This window comes from Streptomyces sp. NPDC031497 (assembly GCF_055580905.1).
Genome location: NZ_JBVIKO010000003.1, coordinates 333,494 through 353,231, shown reverse-complemented (window position 1 = coordinate 353,231; position 19,738 = coordinate 333,494). Strand labels below are relative to the sequence as shown.

12 protein-coding genes and 1 pseudogene are annotated in these 19,738 nt (G+C 73.9%); 5 read left to right on the top strand and 8 right to left on the bottom strand.

Features of this window, described 5'->3' with window-relative positions:
* Positions 1 to 75: 75 nt before the first annotated feature.
* The 4 genes from ACZ5K7_RS07600 to ACZ5K7_RS07585 are packed head-to-tail and all read right to left on the bottom strand — an operon-like array spanning position 76 to position 7,938.
* Positions 76 to 4,893 carry an SAV_2336 N-terminal domain-related protein gene (locus ACZ5K7_RS07600; protein WP_468911567.1) on the bottom strand — a complete coding sequence of 1,606 codons (4,818 nt, stop codon included), beginning with the start codon at positions 4,891 to 4,893 and terminating at the stop codon, positions 76 to 78.
* On the bottom strand, positions 4,883 to 5,908 hold the full coding sequence (locus ACZ5K7_RS07595; RefSeq protein ID WP_468911564.1) for an AAA family ATPase: 1,026 nt from the start codon (positions 5,906 to 5,908) through the stop codon (positions 4,883 to 4,885). The genes ACZ5K7_RS07600 and ACZ5K7_RS07595 overlap by 11 nt, the downstream gene beginning before the upstream one ends.
* A 30-nt stretch (positions 5,909 to 5,938) precedes the next feature.
* On the bottom strand, positions 5,939 to 7,603 hold the full coding sequence (locus ACZ5K7_RS07590; RefSeq protein WP_351691911.1) for a VMAP-C domain-containing protein: 1,665 nt from the start codon (positions 7,601 to 7,603) through the stop codon (positions 5,939 to 5,941).
* Positions 7,600 to 7,938 (bottom strand): CU044_2847 family protein, encoded by a 339-nt coding sequence (locus ACZ5K7_RS07585; protein WP_351691914.1) that lies wholly within the window; start codon positions 7,936 to 7,938, stop codon positions 7,600 to 7,602. Before ACZ5K7_RS07585 ends, ACZ5K7_RS07590 begins: the two co-directional genes overlap by 4 nt.
* A gap of 201 nt (positions 7,939 to 8,139) precedes the next feature.
* Between ACZ5K7_RS07585 and ACZ5K7_RS07580 the strand changes: the two are divergent.
* Positions 8,140 to 11,762: pseudogene (locus ACZ5K7_RS07580) on the top strand (S8 family serine peptidase).
* Position 11,763: 1 nt separating this feature from the next.
* Here the strand turns inward: ACZ5K7_RS07580 and ACZ5K7_RS07575 are convergent.
* The 3 genes from ACZ5K7_RS07575 to ACZ5K7_RS07565 all read right to left on the bottom strand — a co-directional run bounded on the left by ACZ5K7_RS07575 (position 11,764) and on the right by ACZ5K7_RS07565 (position 15,764).
* Positions 11,764 to 13,281 (bottom strand): carboxyl transferase domain-containing protein, encoded by a 1,518-nt coding sequence (locus ACZ5K7_RS07575; protein ID WP_468911561.1) that lies wholly within the window; start codon positions 13,279 to 13,281, stop codon positions 11,764 to 11,766.
* A complete protein-coding gene (locus tag ACZ5K7_RS07570) occupies positions 13,274 to 14,755 on the bottom strand; it encodes an acyl-CoA synthetase (protein ID WP_468911557.1) in 1,482 nt (493 codons plus the stop codon). The genes ACZ5K7_RS07575 and ACZ5K7_RS07570 overlap by 8 nt, the downstream gene beginning before the upstream one ends.
* Before the next feature lie 238 nt (positions 14,756 to 14,993).
* On the bottom strand, positions 14,994 to 15,764 hold the full coding sequence (locus ACZ5K7_RS07565; RefSeq protein WP_468911554.1) for a TetR/AcrR family transcriptional regulator: 771 nt from the start codon (positions 15,762 to 15,764) through the stop codon (positions 14,994 to 14,996).
* Between the two features lie 105 nt (positions 15,765 to 15,869).
* On the opposite strand from ACZ5K7_RS07565, the gene ACZ5K7_RS07560 reads away from it, so the two are divergent.
* Both ACZ5K7_RS07560 and ACZ5K7_RS07555 read left to right on the top strand, forming a co-directional pair.
* Positions 15,870 to 16,256 carry a VOC family protein gene (locus tag ACZ5K7_RS07560; RefSeq protein WP_351691926.1) on the top strand — a complete coding sequence of 129 codons (387 nt, stop codon included), beginning with the start codon at positions 15,870 to 15,872 and terminating at the stop codon, positions 16,254 to 16,256.
* Between the two features lie 201 nt (positions 16,257 to 16,457).
* Positions 16,458 to 17,330, top strand: a complete 873-nt coding sequence (locus ACZ5K7_RS07555; RefSeq protein WP_468911551.1) for an ATP-grasp domain-containing protein — start codon at positions 16,458 to 16,460, stop codon at positions 17,328 to 17,330.
* Here ACZ5K7_RS07555 and ACZ5K7_RS07550 read toward each other — a convergent pair.
* On the bottom strand, positions 17,311 to 17,910 hold the full coding sequence (locus ACZ5K7_RS07550; protein ID WP_468911549.1) for a hypothetical protein: 600 nt from the start codon (positions 17,908 to 17,910) through the stop codon (positions 17,311 to 17,313). The genes ACZ5K7_RS07555 and ACZ5K7_RS07550 overlap by 20 nt on opposite strands.
* Before the next feature lie 120 nt (positions 17,911 to 18,030).
* Here ACZ5K7_RS07550 and ACZ5K7_RS07545 point away from each other — a divergent pair, with 120 nt between their 5' ends.
* Positions 18,031 to 18,804, top strand: a complete 774-nt coding sequence (locus ACZ5K7_RS07545) for an IclR family transcriptional regulator (RefSeq protein ID WP_468911546.1) — start codon at positions 18,031 to 18,033, stop codon at positions 18,802 to 18,804.
* Positions 18,801 to 19,667, top strand: coding sequence for an SMP-30/gluconolactonase/LRE family protein (locus ACZ5K7_RS07540; RefSeq protein ID WP_468911543.1), 867 nt, complete (start codon positions 18,801 to 18,803; stop codon positions 19,665 to 19,667). Before ACZ5K7_RS07545 ends, ACZ5K7_RS07540 begins: the two co-directional genes overlap by 4 nt.
* Positions 19,668 to 19,738: the final 71 nt, after the last annotated feature.

Sequence of the window (19,738 nt, the reverse complement as noted above, 5' to 3'; positions counted from 1 at the left end):
ATCCTCCGGGGGATCCGGACGGCGCGCCTTCGGGGGAGGGCCGGGCGGGGCGCGGCTGAATGGGGGGTTTCCCGGCTACAGGGTGCGGGCGGCTTCGAGGAGGGGACGCAGGCCCGGTTCGCCGCCGACGTGGAAGAAGGGAACGTCGGCCTGCCGGGCGGCCCGCCGTTCGGCTTCGGTGGCGCCGACCATCAGGCACTTCGAGGGACGGACGCCGAGGTGCCGCAGGGCCCGCGACACCGCGTGCGGGTCGGGCATCAGCGGTGAGTGCAGCCCGTCGCGCCCGTGGACGCCGCCGTGCAGGCAGTCGAGGAGCCCGCGCCGGAGCAGGTACGCGGCCGTCGTGTAGGGGTCGCAGTCGGTGACGACCGCCAGCTCCAGGCCCATGTCGGCGAGGGTACGGATCACCAGGTCGGCGTCGGGGACGGGGACGAACCGCTCGGCCGACCGCGTCACCAGCGCGACGAGGCGCGCGCGCAGCTCCGGGGAGACGTTCCGCGGGTCCAGTGCCGGGGGACGGCCGAGCGGATCCGGACCGAGCAGCCGGGCCAGGAGCGGGATCTCCGGGGCCGGGTCGTCCGGGCGGAGCCGGGCCAGCGTGCCGTCGAAGCCGAACATGACCGCGTCCGCCCGGCGCAGCCGGGCGTTGAGATCGACCCGCTCCGGACGGGCCGGCGGCACGGGGTAGGGGTCGTGGGTCGTGGTCAGCGTGAGATCCCAGTGGATGGAGAGGCCGCGCAGTGCGTTCCGTCCGGGTCCGGTGCCGAGTTCGGCCTGCGCCTGGTTGACGTAGGTACGCGGGTAGGTCTCGGACAGAGAGCGAAGCTGTCCCCGCAGGCAGTTCACCACGGCGTCGGACGGGGTGGTGAGAATGCCGAGGGCGGCCACCTGGAGCAGGTCGGTGATGCGCCATCGTGCCTCTCCCACGGCGCGGAAGGGCCCCTGGGACACGTCCAGCTCCAGCCGGTGCTCGGTGAGGCCCACCTCGTAGTAGCCGGTCGCCTCGGGGATCCGGGCGAAGCTGAATCTGCCGTCACCCGTGAGCTCGTACACGACGGTCCTGGTGTCTCCCGTCGGCTCGGGGAAGGGGTCCCCGTCCGGCAGCGGGTAGGGCCCGTGCACGGGTGGCGCCCCGCGCGTGCCGTCGTACAGCGGACGTGTCAGCAGGCACAGCCGGTACCAGCCCTCGCCGGTCCCCCGGCGCAGCGGCAGCAGCCACGGGGCGGGGCCGGTGTCGTCCTCCAGCTCGTCCCGGATCAGCTGCGGTACGGCGATGATGCCCCGCCGGTCGTCGGCCGCGTCCAGCGTGCGGCGAACCGTCGACAGGGCCGGGGCCTCGGCACGGCCGTCCTCCCGCACGCAGGAGAAGACCACCAGCCATCGGAGCCCGCCCAGCTTCAGCACCTCGTCCTCGAACCGCCGCATCGTGGCGAGGACCAGCGGCAGCCCGGAGACGTCCGGCTCCGTCAGCAGCGAGCAGCCGTGGCCGTGGGCGGTCATCACGTACTCGCCGGCGCGCAGAGCGGCGTCCGCCACCAGCCGGGTGACCGCCCGGCCGAGCGCCGCCACGTCGTCCGGGTGCCGGGGGGCGTCGGCGAATTCGAAGGTGACCAGGGTGCGGTAGGTGGGCGGGGGCGGCCCCCAGGCGGAGTCCCCGGAGCCGGCGTCGGGGTCGGAGTCGGGGTCGTGTCCGTCCTCGGTCTCGTGGGGCGGCTCCTCCTCGCCCAGTGGATCCTCCACCGCGAACAGGCTCTCGGGTACGACGTTCTGCGGCAGCGGTGCCTCGACGGCGGCGGCCGCCTCCTCCTCGATCGCGAAGATCGACGGCAGTGACTCCTCGGTGGGGAAGGAGCCCTCCGGTTCGTCGGGGGCCCGGAGTTCGGGGCCCGGTCCCTCGTACTCGCCCTCGTCGCCCGGCTCCCGGAACTCCGCCCGCAACTCGTGCCCTATGGCCCGCAGTTCGGGGTCGTCACCGCCGGCGAGCTCGTAGTCCTCGTAGACCTCAAGGGCTTCGTCGGTGCGGCCGAGGCGTTGCAGCGCGATCAGCAGCAGACGCCGGAAGTCCTCGCGGGAGGGGTACACCCGCAGGAGGCCGGTCAGTTCGGTGGCCGCGCGCTCGTACTCGCCGAGGTCCAGATCGAGCGCGGCGACCTTGTGGTGCAGGGCGAGACGAAGCTGCTGGAAGCGGGTGCGGGCGGTACGGGCGGCGGGCCCGGGGAGGTCCGCGAGGGGGTTCGGGTCGCGCCACAGGCCGAGGGCCGACACCAGGCGGGCCCGTGCCCCTCGAAGGTCGCCCTGGGCGGCGAGCGTGGTGGCCGTCCGCTCCAGATCCTCGCAGTGGACGAGGTCCAGATGGTCGGCGCTGGTGTGGAGCGCGTAGCCGTCGGGGGCCACCGCCAGCACGCCGGGACCCAGGGCCCGCCACAGCCGGGCCGCGATCCGGTCCACGGCCTCGCCCGCGTCCGTCGGCTCCTCGCCCGGGCTCCACAGCCCCTTCCGCAGGGTGTCGCGGGTCACCTCGCGACCGTGGCGCAGTAACAGCATGACCAGCGCCGCGCCCTCCAGGGGGCCGAGGACCAGGGCGTCACCGGCGATCTCGGCGGTCAGCGGGCCGAGGACGCGGTAGAAGCGCTGCCGGTACTCCCTCCGGGCTCGCAGCAGCAGCTCACCGTCGGTGAGCTGTTCTCTGCCGGACGTCTGCAGGGGCGGCGGGGACAGGAGCAGCGTCAGGGCGTGCGCGTAACGTTCGCACAGGGACTTCGGCAGGTGGCGCAGCTGTTCCGGCGCGATGGGCGGTGACAGCCGGGGGAGTTCCCCCATGGCCAGGAGTACCAGGACCTGGCACAGCGAGGACAGGTCCTTCGACCGTGTCGCCGCCCCTGGCGTCTGGTCCAGCACCAGGCCGACCAGCTTGATGGTCCCGTCGGGCAGCAGCATGATGCGGGAGGGGCCCAGGTCCACGGGCGCGACACCGGCGTCATGAAGGGCACCGACGGCTTGGGCGAGCTGCGTTCCGATCGACACGAGGAGGGGGCCGGGAAGGCGGTAACCGTTCGGTGCCGCAAGTCTGTTGAGAGGGATCCCGTCCACGTATTCCATGGCCAGGTACGGCGTCCCGCCCTCGATACCGAAGTCGCTGACGTGCGCGACGTTGCGGTGCCCGAACGCGTACAGCCTCTCCGCATCGCGCAGGAACGCCTCCTGCCCACCGGAGACGCGGAGTTGCCGGTGGCGGCGGAGGACCACCTGCCGGCCGGTCTCGCGGTCCTCCGCCAGCCAGGCGGACCCGCCTGGCACGAATCGCCGCAGCAGGCGATAGCGCCCGCTGTCGCCGCCCGAGTGCCCGCTGTCCGCAGCCGGTGCCGCATCGCCTCCACCCCCCGTCAGCCGCCGCACGCTCTCCGTCCGCACCGTCGCGAACGCCTCGCCGTCCCCGCCCTGGGAAGTGCCGCCCGCCGCCGGGGCCACCGCCCGGAACTCCCCGGGTGCCGCTCCCGCCCGTTCCTCGATCAACTCGCCCACCCGGGCCAGTAGTTCGCTCGTGCCGTTCCGGGCCGTCCGCGGCAGGGTGCGCAGCAGCAGCTCACGCACGCCCGGCCGGAACGCGTACGACCCCGGCGGCCCCGGCACCGCCACCAGCACCCCGCTCACGATCACCTCCGCCAGGTGCTGCGGCCGCGGATCCGGCTCCACCGCCCGCTGCACCAGCCGCATGACCGGCAGATCGGGCCGGCCGACCGCGAGATGCCCCGCCAGCCGGAACGCCTCGGAGGACGCGGTCGCCCGGAACCGCAGGACCAGGTCCTCGGCGGAGAGACGGGACACGTCCGTACGGGAGTCGCCCCGCACGCCGCCGTCCAGCAGTGCGGCCGCGCCCGGGAACCGCGCCCCGCCCGCCGACGCCACCAGCCCGGCCCAGTTCGCCAGCCACCGCGGCCCGGCGGCCTCCAGCACCGGCAGGACCAGCGACCCCTCCGGTACCTCCTCCTCGTACGGCGTGAAGGTGAGCGCCGACGTCGGTGCCGCCGGGAACGGCGCCGACAGCAGGCCCGGCGCGGCCGGCAGCGCCGTGTCACGCCACAGGTGTTCGGGCAGCGGCTGGAGCAGGGCCAGCGGCATCTGCCGCGCCCACCGCCGCAGCGTGCGGTACCACCGCGCGCCCGCCTCGCCCGGTCGCCACTGCGGGCCCATGCAGTCGCTGATCAGGAGTGTGACCGTGCGGCCGTCCCCGGGCAGCCCCGCGCCGCTCACCGTGCCGTCCGCGGCCGACCGGTGCACCGTCACCGTCCGGAACACCCCCGACTGGGCCAGCGCCGTGTGCAGTTCGCGGAGCAGCGGGTGCCAGACCGGCATCGTCGGACCGTCGTCGTACACCAGGTTCAGCCGCAGCCAGCGTTCCCGTGCGGGGCGCAGGACCGGGAGCCACCACGCGGGGGCCGCGCCGAGGCGGGCGATGCGGTCGGCGGTGGCCGGTTCGTCGAGACGGTGGCCGGACGGGGCGTCCGTACGGCGTTTGAGGGGGCGCAGGGAGCGTTGCAGGGCCAGCGGGTGGCGCAGCATGGGCGGCGCGGGCGCCAGGAGGGAGGCGTACGTGCCGGGGGACGGGGTCGGGGAGGGGAGGTGCAGCGGGGTGCGGGTGGGCTCCTCCGTGCTCCCCGCGGCCGGGGGCTCCGCCGGGTCGGGCGGCGGCGGGGCGGCGGGCTCTCCGGGCGGCGGGTCCTGCCGTACGGCCGCCTCTCCCGGCGGACTCGCCGGTTCCCCCTCCTGCCGCTCCATCCGCCCCGCCAGCCACAGCAGTTCGGCCAGTTCCCGGGGGGTGGGACGCACGCCGCCGCCCGCCTGTGCCAGCAGGCCGGCGAGGCGGGCGAGCGGGGCCGGGTGGTCAGAAGGCATCGGTCCGGGTGGCCTCGCCGAGGTACGGCATCAGCTGCTCGGCCAGTTCGTCCAGGGACCTGTCGTTCAGGTCGGAGGACCGGGCCAGGTAGATGGCGTTGAGGAGCTGGTCGGTGGCGAGGTCGCCGCCGCCGACCCGGGACAGGAACCGGGTGATCAGCGACTCGGCGTAGGAGTCCGGTTCGCCGAGGTGGGCGCGGACGATCCCGGCGAGCTGCTGGTCGTCGGGCTGGCGGAGCCGGAGCGTGACGCAGCGGCGCAGGAAGGCCGGCGGGAACTCGCGTTCGCCGTTGCTGGTGAGGACGACGAACGGGAAGGCCCGGCAGCGCACCCGGCCGCGCTCCACGCCGACGCGTTCGTCGGTGCCGTCGACCATCACCTCGGCGGCGGGGGAGTGCCGGGCGGCGCGGACCAGTTCGGGGATCTCGTACTGGCCCTCCTCCAGGACGTTGAGGAGGTCGTTGGGCAGGTCGAGGTCGCTCTTGTCGATCTCGTCGATGAGCAGGGCGCGGGGCCGGCCGTAGGGCAGGAGCGCGGTGCCGAGCGGGCCGAGACGCAGATGGTCCTCGACGCCGGACTCGGGGACGGGGGCGCCCGGTGCGAGGGCCGCGGCCGACTGGCGGGCCGCGTAGAGGCGGGAGAGCGGGTCGTACTGGTAGAGGCCGTCGTGCAGGGTGCTGCGGCTGGTGATGTTCCAGCGCAGCACCGGGCCCAGCCGCAGTTCGCGGGCGACCGCGTAGGCCAGGGAGGACTTGCCGGTGCCGGGCGGGCCGGTGACCAGCAGCGGGCGGCGCAGGTAGAGGGCGGCGTTGACGAGCTGGACCGTGTTCGGGGTGGCCTGGTAGGTCGCGGCGCGGTGGGTGCGGTCCGGCGAGGTGGCCGAGGTGTCGTCGGCGTCGGCGGGGGTGGCCAGTTCCGGGCCGCCGTCGAAGGCCCGCCAGGGCGGCGGCGCGGGCAGCGCGGTGATGCCGTCGTGCGGCTCCTTCGTACCGGTGTAGACGGGCCACAGGGGCATGGGGGTCCTTCTCCGTTGGCGGCGGCGGGGTCAGGCGACGGGGGTGTGCAGGCTGGCGGGCGGCTCGGGGTAGCAGTGGGGGGCGTCCCAGAGGAGCTGGACGTCCCGCGCCCAGTGGCCCTCGGGGTCGAGGGCCGCCGCCTCCTCCCGCAAATGCCAGATGCGGCGCGGAAGTTCGGTCGGCGGGACACCGGCGACATACGGGCTCAGGGCGTCGAGGAAGGCGCTGCCCGAGCACGGTCCCGCGTGGTCGGTGCTCGCACAGCCGGTGCGCGGCCACAGCAGCACCGGGACCGGCATGTTCACGCTGGCCTCGAAGTGCTCCGGGGCCGCGGCCGGCGGGGCGCCGAAGCCGGCCAGGGCGGCGTCCTCGTCCCGCAGGCGCTTGCGCAGGCCGAGGGGGTGCTCGGTGCTGCCGCAGTCGACCCGGTGCAGGACCGTCCTGCCCGGACTCTGCTCCAGGGTCCGCCACTTGCCGGCCAGCTGGTGGCGCAGCCGCGCGCTGCGGTGCCGGGAGCGGTCGGTCACCACCACCGGGTGCGCACAGCCGAGCGGGGTGGAGTCCTCGGGGCCGCACTGCCAGTGCGCGACCGGCTCGTTCAGCCACTCGCGGGGCAGCACGAAGGTGAGCAACGCCTCGGCGTCCTGGGCGAGATGACCGAAGGCGTCGTCGACGCGCTGCTGGACGTAGGCCCGCACGTCACCGCGCGGCAGCCGCTCCACGGCCACCGGCCGGCGCTGTCCCTCCCGGTATGCCGACACCCGCACCGTGACCTGATCCTGGCCCTCGCCGCTGCGCTCCAGCTCGATGACGATGGGCGCCCAGCCGGCCGTCCGCGCGGCCGCCGGCGGCCGCGGCTCCAGCAGCGCCCGCAGCCGGTCGGCGAACTTCTCCACCGCTTCCGGGTCGTCCACCTGCCACTGCACGTACGCGGCCGCCGCCCGCAGCGAGGCGAACCCGTCCGTGGGCGGATCCGGGGCGAGGGGGCCCGCCGCGTCCCGGTAGAGCTGGTCGGGACGGCAGTCCAGGCCGGCCTTCTCGGCCCGCCGCACCATCCTGTGCAGCCGCCCGGTCGCGACCGGGGTGTCGGCCCCGGGCGCCGGGACCAGCGCGCCCAGGTCGTACCAGTAGCGGGCCATGACCTCGGTGGGCAGCATCCGCCCGGTCCGGACGCCCGCCTCGTCGGAGGCCTGCACGACCATCCCGACCACCCGGTTGTCCGGCAGTGCCAGGGCCGCCCCGCTGAACCCGCCCGCCAGCGGCTGCCCTTGCGGCTCGGCGGCCTCCAACTGCAGCCACTCGTCGGCGATCAGCGTCCGGGACACGGCACGGTAGAAGGCCTGAGCCCCTTCGCCGTAGCCTTCCGGGAACCCGTACGCCCCCAGTGGCGCCCCGCTCTGCTCCGCCCCCGGCGGCGCGAACAGGGCCGGCTCCAACGGCACCTCACGGTCCAGTTCGAGTACGGCGAGGTCGCCCGGGTCGGTCCAGCCGCCCGCCCAGCCGCCGTGCACGGCCACGGTCGCGGTCAGCCCGCCCAGGTCCCGGCGGTTCGGGAAGCTCACCGTCAGCGGCGCCCACTCCCGCTCCTGGACGACATGCGCGCAGGTCAGCACCGTGCGGGGGGCGACGAGGAAGCCCGCTCCGGACACCGCGCCCCCGCACTCGATCCGGGCGTGCCAGGCAGGACGGCTCATGTCGCGTCGGCAGCCCCGGAGGCCCAGCTCAGCCGCACCACCAACTGCCCCTCGGCCGCGCCCTTGGCGATCACGGCACCCGCCTCCGCGGTCAGTTTCACCCCGAACTCCAGCTCCACCGAGTCGGGCCGCAGCGCGCCGTCGCGGAAGACCCGCAGCGCGGACTGGGCCGCCGCCCGCACCCCGTCCAGGGCGCCCTCGAAGGAGCGGGCCGCCTGCGCCGCCGGTCCCGTACCGCCGTCGCGGGACACCGGACGGCTGCCGGGGACGCCCTCGGCCGACTCCACGAGCACGACAGCCCCGTCCTCGGTCTTGAACTCCATCATCCTCGCCATGGTGCCCGTGGCTCCCCCGTGTCCTCGACCCCGTAATCGGTCCATTGTGGCCGAAGCCGACCTCCCTTGTCCTGGCGTCGTGGCGGAAACCCGCCCGGGCACCTTCCCGCCAGCACCGCTCAACACCCGCGCAACACCAGCGCCGTGACACTCTTCCCAGCACTCGACGCACCTGATCGCATCCTTCGAGAAGAGGCGTGGATGAGAAGACGACGAACCACCGGGCGCGGGGCGACCCTCCTGTCCGCGGGCCTCGTGATCGGCCTGCTCCCGGCGACAGCGGCGACAGCGGCGGTGAGAGCGACGACGCCGACGGCGCCCGCGGCCTCCGTCGGCTCGCCCACGGGCACCACCACGGTCACCCTGGTCACCGGCGACAAGGTCACCGTCACCGACGTGGGGCAGGGCAAGAAGACGGTCACCGTCCGGCGCCCGCCCGGCGCCACCGGTGCCGTCCGCACCCAGGTGGCCGACGGTGACATCACCGTCGTACCCGACGAAGCCCTGCCCTATCTGCGTCAAGGCACCCTGGACCGGCGGCTGTTCGACGTCAGCGGGCTGATCCGGCAGGGGCTCGCCGATGCCAGGAGCGACGCCCTGCCGCTGATCGTGACCTATGCGGGCAAGGCCGTCCCGCTGAGCGGCGCCGAGCGGACCCGGTCGCTGCCCAGTCTGCGCGGGGCCGCCGTCGACGCCGGCCGGGGGCGCACCTTCTGGCGGACCTTCACCGCACGCAGGAGCCTCGGCAAGGTCTGGCTCGACGGCCGGGTCAGGGCCACCATGGCCGAAAGCAACGCGCAGATCGGCACGGCCGCCGCCTGGGACGCCGGCTACACCGGCAAGGGTGTCACCGTCGCCGTCCTCGACACCGGTGCCGACCTCACCCACCCCGACCTGGCCGGCCGGACCGGTGCCACCAAGAGCTTCATCGACGGCGAGGACATCGCCGACCGCAACGGCCACGGCACCCACACCACCTCCACCGTCGGCGGCAGCGGAGCCGCCTCCGACGGCACCGAGCGGGGCGTCGCACCCGGGGCCACGCTCGCCGTCGGCAAGGTGCTCAGCGACCAGGGGTCGGGCAGCGAGTCCCAGATCATCGCCGGCATGGAGTGGGCCGCCCGGGACGTGCACGCCAGGGTGATCTCCATGAGCCTCGGCTCGACCGAACCCAGCGACGGCACCGACCCGATGGCCCAGGCGGTGAACACCCTGTCCGCCGAGACCGGCGCCCTGTTCGTCGTCGCCGCGGGCAACACCGGTGCCGCCTCCTCCATCGGCTCGCCCGGCGCCGCCGACGCGGCGCTCACCGTCGGCGCGGTGGACGCGGACGACCAGGCGGCCTACTTCACCAGCGCGGGCCCCGCTACGGCGACAACGCCCTCAAGCCCGACCTCTCCGCCCCCGGCGTCGACATCCTCGCCGCCCGCTCCCAGCTCACCTCCGGCAGCGGCTACTACACGACCATGAGCGGTACGTCGATGGCGACCCCGCACATCGCGGGGACGGCCGCGCTGCTCGCCGAGGAGCACCCCGACTGGACGGGCGCCCAGCTCAAGGACGCCCTGATGTCCACGTCGAAGCGGCTCGACGCCTCCGCCTATGTGCTGGGCGCGGGGCGGGTCGACGTCGCCGGTGCGGTGAACGCGCGGGTCACCGCGACCGGCAGCGCCGACCTCGGCTTCTACGCCTGGCCGTACGACGCGGACAAGCCGGTGACCAGGACGCTCACCTACACCAACACGTCCGACGAGGACGTGCGGCTGAACCTGACGGCGCAGGGCGCCCCGGACGGTGTCGTCACCCTCGCCGACGCCACCCTCACGGTCCCGGCGCACGGCACCGCCGCCACCACCGTGACCGGGGACGGCGCCGGCGCGGCGGTCGGGACCACCAGCGGGCAGATCGTGGCTGCCCTCGCCGGAACCGGGACCCCCGTCGCGCACACCGTCTTCGGGCTGGTCAAGGAGGAGGAGCGGTACACCCTCACCGTCCACGTCAAGGACCGGGCCGGCGCCGCCACCGCCGCCGACCTCGTCGTGCAGCGCCTGGCCGAGGGGGCCGACGCCGAGCCCGCCCGCGTCGGCGACTCCGGCACCCTCAGGCTCCGCCTCCAGCCCGGTACCTACAGCCTCACCTCCTTCCTCGACGTGCACGGCAGCCACGGCGCCGACTCCCTCGGCCTCGGCTTCCTCGCGGCCCCCGAGATCACCCTCGACCGGGACCGCGAAGTCACCCTGGACGGCCGGAAACTGCGGGAGATCAAGGCCGTCACCGAACGGCGCACCGAGACCGATCAGCTCCTCATGGAGTACGACCGGAACGCGAACGGCACCGACCTCTTCGGCGCGGTCCAGGTGCCGCTCACCTACGACAGCGTCTTCGCCGCGCCGACCGCGAAGGTCACCCGGGGCACCTTCGAGTACCGGACCGTGTGGCGGCTCGCGAAGCCGCTGCTGGCGGTGGCGGGGATCGGCGAGGCGACCGTGCAGTCCGGCGGGACGCTCGTCGAGGGGCGCACCCGGCTGCCGCTCGTCGACGTCGGGGACGGCCCGTTCACCGGGGTGAGGGGCATGGCGGTCCTCGCCCGTCTCGCCGAAGGCGCCGACCCCGCCGCCCTCGCCCAGGCCGCGCAGGACGCGGGCGCCAGGGCGCTGTTCGTCACCGATGACACGCCCGGCCGGCTGATGGCCTGGTGGGGCACCGACGACAACGCCGACCGGCCGCTCCAGATCGCCACGGTCGACGCCGCCGACGCGGCCCGGCTGCGGGCGGCCGGCCGGGTGGACATGACCGGCACCCGCAACTCGCCCTACGTGTACGACCTTTCGGAGGGCCACCGGGGCGCGATACCGGACCGGGACCTGACCTACGCCCCCACTCCCCGCCAACTCGCCGCCGTGGACGTGAAGTTCCACGCCGTGCGGCCGGTCGGCGGCGGTGAGTTCCGTTACTCGATCACCGACGCCTTCCCGGTCGGCCTCGGCTTCCAGCAGCGGGTCGACTTCCCGGCCGAACGCACCGACTACGTCTCCACCGGCCCCGGCCAGCGCTGGCACGAGTCGGTGACCGCCGGCGACGGCGCGCTGGAGGAGCGCAGCGGACTGGTGACGTACACCGGCGGATCACGGCCGGCGCTGAACTGGTTCCGCCCGGTGTGGCATCCCTGGCTCGGCACCGGGCTCGGCTGGGGCCAGCAACGCGCCGGGAACCAGCTGGAGTTCAACACCCCCGGCTGGGGCGACTCCGGGCCCGACCACACCGGCTTCGGCGACGTGTGGAGCGAGGACAGCGGGATGACCCAGCAGACCTCGGTCTACCGGGACGGCACCCTGGTCGATCGGCGCACCGGCTCCGGGGCGTACGCGTGGGACGCGCCGGCCGACGAGCACACGTACCAGGTGGTCACCGACACCGCCCTGGACGCCGGCAGGTGGCCGTTCGCCACCCGGGGCCACGCCGAGTGGACCTTCCGGTCGGCGGCCACCCCGGAGGACCACTGGACCTACCTCCCGCTGATCAACCTCGCCTTCGACGTCGACACCGACCTCGCGGGGGACGTCAGGGGCGGCCACCGGGTCCCGGTCGGGATCGGCGCCTCGTACGTGGCCGGGGCGAGCGGCACCGGGACCCTCGGCGGACCGCGCCTCGCGGTGTCGTACGACGACGGCGCCTCCTGGCGGAACGTCCCCCTCACCCGTGCCGGGCGGGGCGTGCTCGCGGTGCCGCGCGACGCCGCGTACGTCTCGCTGCGCGCCTCGGCGAGCGACGACCGGGGCGGCTCGGTCACCCAGGAGATCGTCCGGGCGGTGGGGGTGAGGTGACTCAGCGACGGGGGTGACCGGTGATGCCCCGGATCACCCCCAGCTCCACCAGGTCCTGCGGCCGGATCCGCAACTGGCCGGCGGTGGCCTCGACCTCCTCCGGGGGCCGTTTGAGGATCGCCGCCGCCAGCTCCGGGGCGATGACCGAGAAGTAACTGTCGGGCGTGGCCCAGGTGTTGCCGGGCGCGGCCAGCGCCAGCGCCCCGCCCGAGCCGCCCTCGCCGATGACCAGGGTGGTGATCGGCGTACGGGCCGAGGCCACCGCGCCGAACAGCTCCGCGATCGCCGCGCCCACGCCCTGCCGTTCCGCCTCGGCGTCGTTGGCGGCGCCCGGGGTGTCGACGAGGGTCAGCACGGGGATCCCGAGCCGGTCGGCGAGGCGTATCAGGCGGGTCGCGGTCCGGTATCCGGCGGGCCGGGTCGCCGTGCCGGTCTGCGCGGCGAAGGCGACGGTACGGCCGTCCCGCTCGCCGAACCCGCACAGCATCCCGCCCGGATCCGCGCCGCCGCACCGGTCGCCGACGAGGGCGCCCCGGCGGTCACCGAACCAGGCGTCCAAGTAGGCCTGGGCGCGGGGCCGCCGCGGAGACCGGGCCCGCTGGACGGCCTGCCATCCGGTGGCGGGCAGACCACCGGTGTCACCCAGGGCGTCCGGTGGGTCGGCGGGGGCGTCCGGTGGGGCGCCGAGGGCGTCTGGTGGGTCGGCGGGGGCGTCTGGTGGGTCGGCGGCGGTGGGGGTGGTCGGTGGGTCGGCGGGGATGTCCGGCGGGGCGGCGAGTGCGTCCGGCAGGCAGGTGAGGGCGTCCGGCGGGTCGGCCGGGGCCGTGGCCGGGTTGGTGAGCAGCCGCAGCCACAGCCCGAGCGTCGTCTTCAGCTCTTCCAGGGGCACCACGGCGTCCGCCGACCCCGCCGCGAGCTGCGCCTCGGCCGTGTACGCCGCCGGGTCCGCGTCCGGTGGGCGGACCCGGGAGCCCGCGAAGCCCACCTGCGCCCCGGGCAGCGCCAGGATCACATCGGCGCCGGCGCCCAGGGTGGCCCAGCCGCCGCCGGTCGTCGGATCGCGCAGGACCGCGATCTGCGGCAGCCCCGCCTCCCGGGTGAGCGCCGACTGCCTTGCCACCCGCTGGAGTTGGGACAGCGCGAGCATGCCCTCCTGCATCCGGCTGCCGCCGGTGGCGACCAGCGGGACGACCGGGAGCCGGTGCCCGCGGGCATGCGCGTACGCCGCCTCCAGCCGGTCCCCGGTCCGCTCGCCCAGCGAACCGCCGAGGAACCCGAACTCGAACACGATCAGCACCGCCGCCGTGCCCTCGACACACGCGGTGCCGACGACGACGGACTCCTCCTCGCCGGTGCGCCCGGCGGCGCGGGCGCGCGAGGCGTCGTACCCCTGCCAGCCGAGGGGCCCGTCTGGCCGGGACTCCCGTGCCGGGTGCGGGAGTTCGGCGAAGGTGCCGGGGTCGGCGACGAGGCCGAGGAACTGCCGGGCGGAGAGCCGGACCGGCCGGTGCTCAGACACCCAGGGACCGCTTCATGATCTTCCCCATGTCGTTGCGGGGGAGCGCGTCCAGGTAGCGGACGACACGCGGGCGCTTGTGCGGGGCGAGCCGGCCGGCGACATGGTCCGCTAGCTCCCGCTCCCCGGGCGGGGACTGGGGATCCGCCGGGACGATCCAGGCGACGATCCGCTCGCCGAGGTCCGCGTCCGGCTCCCCGGTGACGGCGGCCTCCCGCACCCCGGGATACTCCAGGAGCGCGTTCTCGATCTCACCGGCCCCGATCTTGTAACCGCCGCTCTTGATCAGGTCGGTGGCCTTCCGCCCGACGATCCGCACATATCCGTCCACCTCCCGCACGGCCATGTCGCCGGTCCGGAACCAGCCGTCGGCGGTGAAGGCGGCGGCGGTGGCGTCGGGCCGGTTGAGGTACTCGGTGAACAGGTTCGCACCGCGCACCTGGATCTCCCCGACGGTCTCCCCGTCGAACGTGGCGATCGTGGTCCCGTCCTCCTCCACCAGCCGCAGTTCCACACCCGGCAGCGGCACCCCGACGGTCCCCGCCCGGGCCTCCCCGTCCGCGCGCACACTGGTGTTCATCAGGGTCTCCGTCATGCCGTACCGCTCGATGACCCGGCGCCCGGTCGCGGCCGCGATCCGCTCGTGGTCGTGGACGGGCAGCGCGGCCGAGCCGGAGACCAGCAGCCGTGCCCGGCCGAGTGCCTTCGCCAGCGCGGGGTCGGCGGGCAGGGCCTCGGCGATGCGGTGGTACATGGTGGGGACGCCGAACAGCATGGTCGCGCCGGCGTTCAGCTCGCGGGTCACGCCGTCGGTGTCGAAGCGCCCGAGGTGCCGCACGGAACCACCGCGCCGCAACGGTCCGAGGATCCCCAGCACCAGCCCGTGCACATGGAACAAGGGCAGCCCGTGCACCAGCACGTCGTCCCCGGTCCACTGCCAGGCGTCGGCGAGCGCGTCCAGGGTGGCGGCCAGCGCCCGGCGCGGGAGGACGGCGCCCTTGGGCGGTCCTGTGGTGCCGGAGGTGTAGACGACGAGGGCGGGGTCGGCCTCGGTGGTGCGGTCCTCGGGGACCGGGCCGGAGGCGTGCGCGTCGACGTCGATCCGCGGCAACCCGGCGAGTGCGGCGGGGAGTTCAACGCCGGGCGCGGCCAGCACGGCCGCCGGTGCGCTGTCGGAGAGGATGTGCGCGAGTTCCTTGTCGCCGGACTTGGGGTTGAGCGGCACGGCGGCCTTGCCGGCCAGCAGGGTGCCGACGACGGCGACGGCCGTCTCCAGTTCCGGGGTCGCCCACACGGCGACCCGGCCGGCGTCCCGGACCCGGCCGGCGAGGGCGCCCGCGGCGGCGGCGAACTGCCCGTACGTCAATGACCGCTCGCCGAACCGCAGGGCGACTTTCCCCCAGACTTCGTCCGGGGGGACCCCCATCCCGCTGCGCTCGCCCGGACCGTCCACCAGCGCCGGAAACAGAAGGGACACGCGACGACTCCTCACCGGTCGGAACCTCGACAGACCCTTCCTACACCAGCCACCACCCTCCGGAAGCCACTGGCCTTGATCACAGCCGGCCTCCACCGGGTGCTGCTTCGCGAAGGCGCCGGTGGTCAGCCGCTTCATGCCGTGCCTCGTGTTCCTCGGCGTCTGCCACCGATGCCGGGGCTTCACCGAGGGTGAAGGTCAACGGGGCGGCCGCGGTTGCGGTACGGCAGATGAGTCGCTATCGAGAACGGCTCGCGATGAGGTGGGTGAGGCCGTCCAGGATGCGCTGCAGCCCGAAAGCGAAGGCGTGTTCGGGGTTGTACACGCCCTGGTGGGTTTCACCCGCGGCACTTCCGACCCGAGCTGCGAGGGGGAACCGGGCAGGATCGAAGACCCTGGCCAGAAGGGGCGCGTTGGCGGCCCACCACTGCTTGTCGGACATGGCGCTGTCGCGGGCGGCGGCCTGGATGTCGAGGTCGGCGCGGGCGACGGACTGGACGAAGCCGAGCAGGAAGGTGAGGGCCGCGTCCATTTCGACGTCGTCGAGCCCGAGGCCGTCGAACGCGGCCAGTTCGTGTTCGTACTTGGCCATGAGCCCGGGACCGAGCGGCGGCCGTGTGGTGGGCAGGGTCGCCACCCAGTGGTGGCGCCTGTACAGGTCGCGGTTCTCGCGCGCGACGGCCTCCACCTTCGTACGCCACGGGGCGGCTGTGTGATCGGTACGCGGCATCCGCAGATAGGCGGTGTCCAGCATGAGGTCGAGCAGTTCCGCCTTGCCCGGGACGTACGTGTAGAGCGTCATCGGCGTGACGCCCAGCCGCTGGGCGACGCTGCGCATGGTCAGGGCATCCAGCCCACCGGAGTCGGCGAGTTCGGTGGCGGCCTGGATGACAGCGTCGACCGTCAGGCCCTGCCTGGGGCCGCGCCGGGGGCCGCCCTGTCCGGGTTCGCGCCACAGCAGTTCCAGGGTGCGGGCCGGGTCGTCTGTGCCGCTTCGTTCTTTGGCCATGTGCTCCATCTTTTCCCCTGAGGGATTCCGGGTCCGCACCCCCAAACTCTGTACGTTGTATATAGTACGGTGTACAGAGTTTAACTTCGAGCTCCAGGAGAAGTCATGAAGATCACTTCCACCGCTGTCTCCCTGACCGTCGACGACGTCCCCGCCTCCGCCGCATTCCTGACCAGGCACTTCGGCTTCCAGGAGGTCATTGCCGCCGAAGGCTTTGCCTCCCTGGTCCGCGAGGACGCCGTCAACGTGATCTTTCTGCAGCGCGGCATGGAGGTCCTGCCCGAGGGCGTCAGGGATCAGCGTGCCGCGGGTGTGATCACCGCGTTCACCGTGGCCGACCTGGAGGCTGAATACGAGCGACTGCAGAGCGAAGGCGTCTCCATCACCATGCCGCTGCGTGAAGAGCCGTGGGGTGAGCGCCTCTTCCAGGTCACCGACCCGAACGGGGTGATCCTCCAGCTGGTCGCCTGGGCCGCACCCGGGAACCGGTGACGGCCCCGAGGCCGATCGTGGAGCCGGCGGCCGACCCGTGACGCGAGAAGGGCCGTAGTGGTGCGGGTGCGGGTGAGCTGTGAAGCCGCCCCGGGCCCGTGCGGCCTGTGCCGACCCTGCCCTGTGCGGGGTCGTTCCCCGAGCCGTTAGCCTGCGACGGACCGGAACACGCGCCGCCACCAGGACAAGGGAGCCCCCGCCGTGCCCCGAATAGCCCTCGCCACCTACGATCCCGGCGCGGAGCCGAGCAAGGACCAGGATCTGCCGGTGCTGCTGCGCGCGCTGGCCGCCGCGGGGGCCGACGCTGTCGCCCGTCCCTGGGACGATCCCGACGTGGAGTGGGGCGCCTTCGACCTGGTCGTCATCCGCTCCACCTGGGACTACAGCTGGCGCACGGAGGAGTTCCTGCCGTGGCTGGAGCGGGTGGGCAAGGCGACCCGGATCGCGAATCCGGCCGCGGTGGTCCGCTGGAACAGCGACAAGCGGTATCTCGGTGATCTCGCGGGGGCCGGCGTGCCCGTCGTGCCGACCCGGTATCTCGCCCCGGGCGACCCGGTCGAGCTGCCGTCCGACCGCGACTTCGTGGTCAAGCCCACCTTCGGCGCCGGCGCCCGGTTCGCCGCCCGCTACACGCCCGACGAGCACGGGACGGCCGTACGGCACCTGGCCCGGATGCACGACGAGGGGCTGACCGCGATGGTCCAGCCGTACGTCGCCGGCATCGACGTCAGCGGCGAGCGGGCGTTGCAGTTCTTCGGCGGCCGGCTGCTGCACGCCAGCCGCAAGCGGGCCGTGCTCACCCCGGGCACGTCGTACGACGCGGACAAGGTCGCCCACCCCGACCTGCAGCGGTGGGACCCGACCCCGGCCGAACTCGCTCTCGCGGAGCGCGCGTTGGCCGCCGTGCCGGAGGCGCCCGAGCTGCTGTACGCCCGGGTGGACCTGGTCGACGGGGCGGACGGGCGGCCGCAGGTGATGGAGCTGGAACTGGTCGAGCCGAACCTGTTCCTGTTCCTGCACCCGGGGTCGGTGGACGCGGTGGCGGAGGCGATCCTCAGCGCGGCTCGTCGATGACCGCGGTGCGCTGGAGCAGGCCCCAGGTGAACTCCGCGACCACCTGACGGCCGTCCGGCACCTTGAAGGTGAGGCCCCAGCGGGTGGGGGCGGTGCCCTCCAGGGGGCGGGCGGGGGCGAAGGCGCGGGCGGCCTCGTCGACCGTGCAGGACCAGGGGGCGAGGTCGTCGAGGGTCTCCAGCTTCGGGGCGGCGGCGCCGGGCGCGCGGACCAGCCATTCGTTCCAGACCGCGCCGCCGGGGCCGACCATGACCTCGAAGCGGAGGGTGGGCCACAGGGGGAGCGGCCACTGCCAGGCCATGCACTCCAGGTCACCGACGGTGCGTTTGGTCTCGGAGTCGGGCGGGCCGAGGACCGAGCGGTAGCGAGACGCCGCGGAGCGGGAACGCGGCGAGCGGACCATCGCCTGCCACCGCTTGTTGGCCTCGCGCATGTCCGCGAGCGACGCGCCCAGCGTGCGCCGGGCGTCCTCGACCAGCTCCGGGTTGTGGTCGGCCATACGGCGCAGCAGCACCAGCTGGAAGTCCAGTTGCATGCCACCCATGGTGCACATAGCGCTACCCGGCTGGTTCCCGGCCATTGCCCGGGCAATCCTCGGTGGCTAGCCTGTGTTCGTCATGCCGATCGCCTGTTGATATCTCGAACGTTACCCGCAGCTTTGACGATATCCGGCGCTTAGACCCAAGGGAGGGGGCCGGACGTGGGACGCCTTGTGCCTGCCGTGACCCGGGCTCTCGACATTCTTGAGCTCTTCCTCGACGGGGACGGGACTCTCTCCGCCCCCGACATAGTGCGCAGACTCCAGCTGCCGCGCACCACCGTGCACGAGCTGGTGACCACGCTCTCCGCCCGGTCGTACATCGTGCCCGTACCCGGACAGCCCGGACGATACCGGCTCGGTGTCCGTCCGTACCAGCTCGGCAGCCGGTACGCCGAGCAGCTCGACCTCGCCGCCGAGGGCCAGCAGGTCGCCCGGTCCGTCGCCGAGACCTGTGACGAGACCGTCCATGTGGCGATCCTCGAAGGCACCGACGTCATCTACATCGCCAAGGTCGACTCCACGCACGCGGTCCGCATGGTCTCCGCCGCCGGCCGCCGCCTCCCCGCCCACTGCACCTCGGTCGGCAAGATGCTGCTGGCCTCGCTGTCGGAGCAGGAGCTGTCCGCGCGCATCCCGGACGACGCCGACCTCGTCGCGATGACCCCGAACAGCATCACCGAGCCGGACGCGCTGCGCGAGGCCCTCACCGGGATCCGGGCGCGGGGCATCGCCGTGGAGAGCCGGGAGTCCAATCCGGACGTCTCCTGCGTCGCCGCGCCGGTCCGCGACCGTACCGGCCAGGTCGTCGCGGCGATGTCCATCTCCGTCCCGATGATCCGCTGGAGCGACGAGCGCCGCGTCGAGCTGGAGCAGCTCGCGGCCAAGGGCGCCGCCGAACTCTCCGAGCGCCTCGGCCACCGGAGCGTGGCATGACGACGGCACGCACGGCACACACGGCGTACGAGGTCGCGGTGGCGGCGGAGGCGACGCTCGGCGAGGGCCCTACCTGGGACCCGGTGACCGGCCGCCTCGTCTGGATCGACGTTCTCGGCTCGCGGATCCACACGTACGACCCGGCTACCGGCCGCCGTACGATCCGTACCGCCGAGCAGCACATCGGCGCGGTCAAGCCCCGCGCGAACGGCGGCCTGGTCCTCAACCTCCGCGACGGCGTCGGGCTCCTCGACCCCGACGACACGTTCCGCTGGCTGCACCGCGAGCCGGTCCCCGGCCGCCGCGCCAACGACGCGGCCGTCGCTCCCGACGGCTCCCTGTGGGCGGGCACGATGCGCTACGACGAGACGGTGGGCGGCGGCACGCTGTCCCGGGTGACCGGTGACGGCTCGGTCACCACCCTGCTGCCCGATGTCACCGTCAGCAACGGGACGGGCTGGAGCCCGGACGGCAGCCGCGTGTACTACGTCGACACGCCGACCCGCCGGGTGGACGTCTTCGACTACGACGGCGAACTCCCGTCCAACCGGCGCCCGTTGGTGACCATCGAGGAGGGTGCCGGGTTCCCCGACGGCTTGACGGTCGACGCGGACGGCTGTGTGTGGGTGGCGCTGTGGGGTGGGGGAGCAGTACGCCGTTACACGCCGACGGGTGAGCTGGACCGGGTCATCACCCTTCCCGCCACGCTCACGACGGCCTGTGCGTTCGGCGGCGCCGACCTCACCGACCTGTACGTCACGACGGCACGCGTGGGGCTGGAGCGGCCGCATCCGACGGCGGGCTCCCTGCTGGTGATCCCGGGCGCGGGCAAGGGCGTTGCCCAACCTGCCTTCCAGGGCTGACCTTTCGACAGCGCCCCGTCAGGGGCGCGGGGAACTGCGCGACCAGCCACGACGGCGCCGCAGACGGTCGA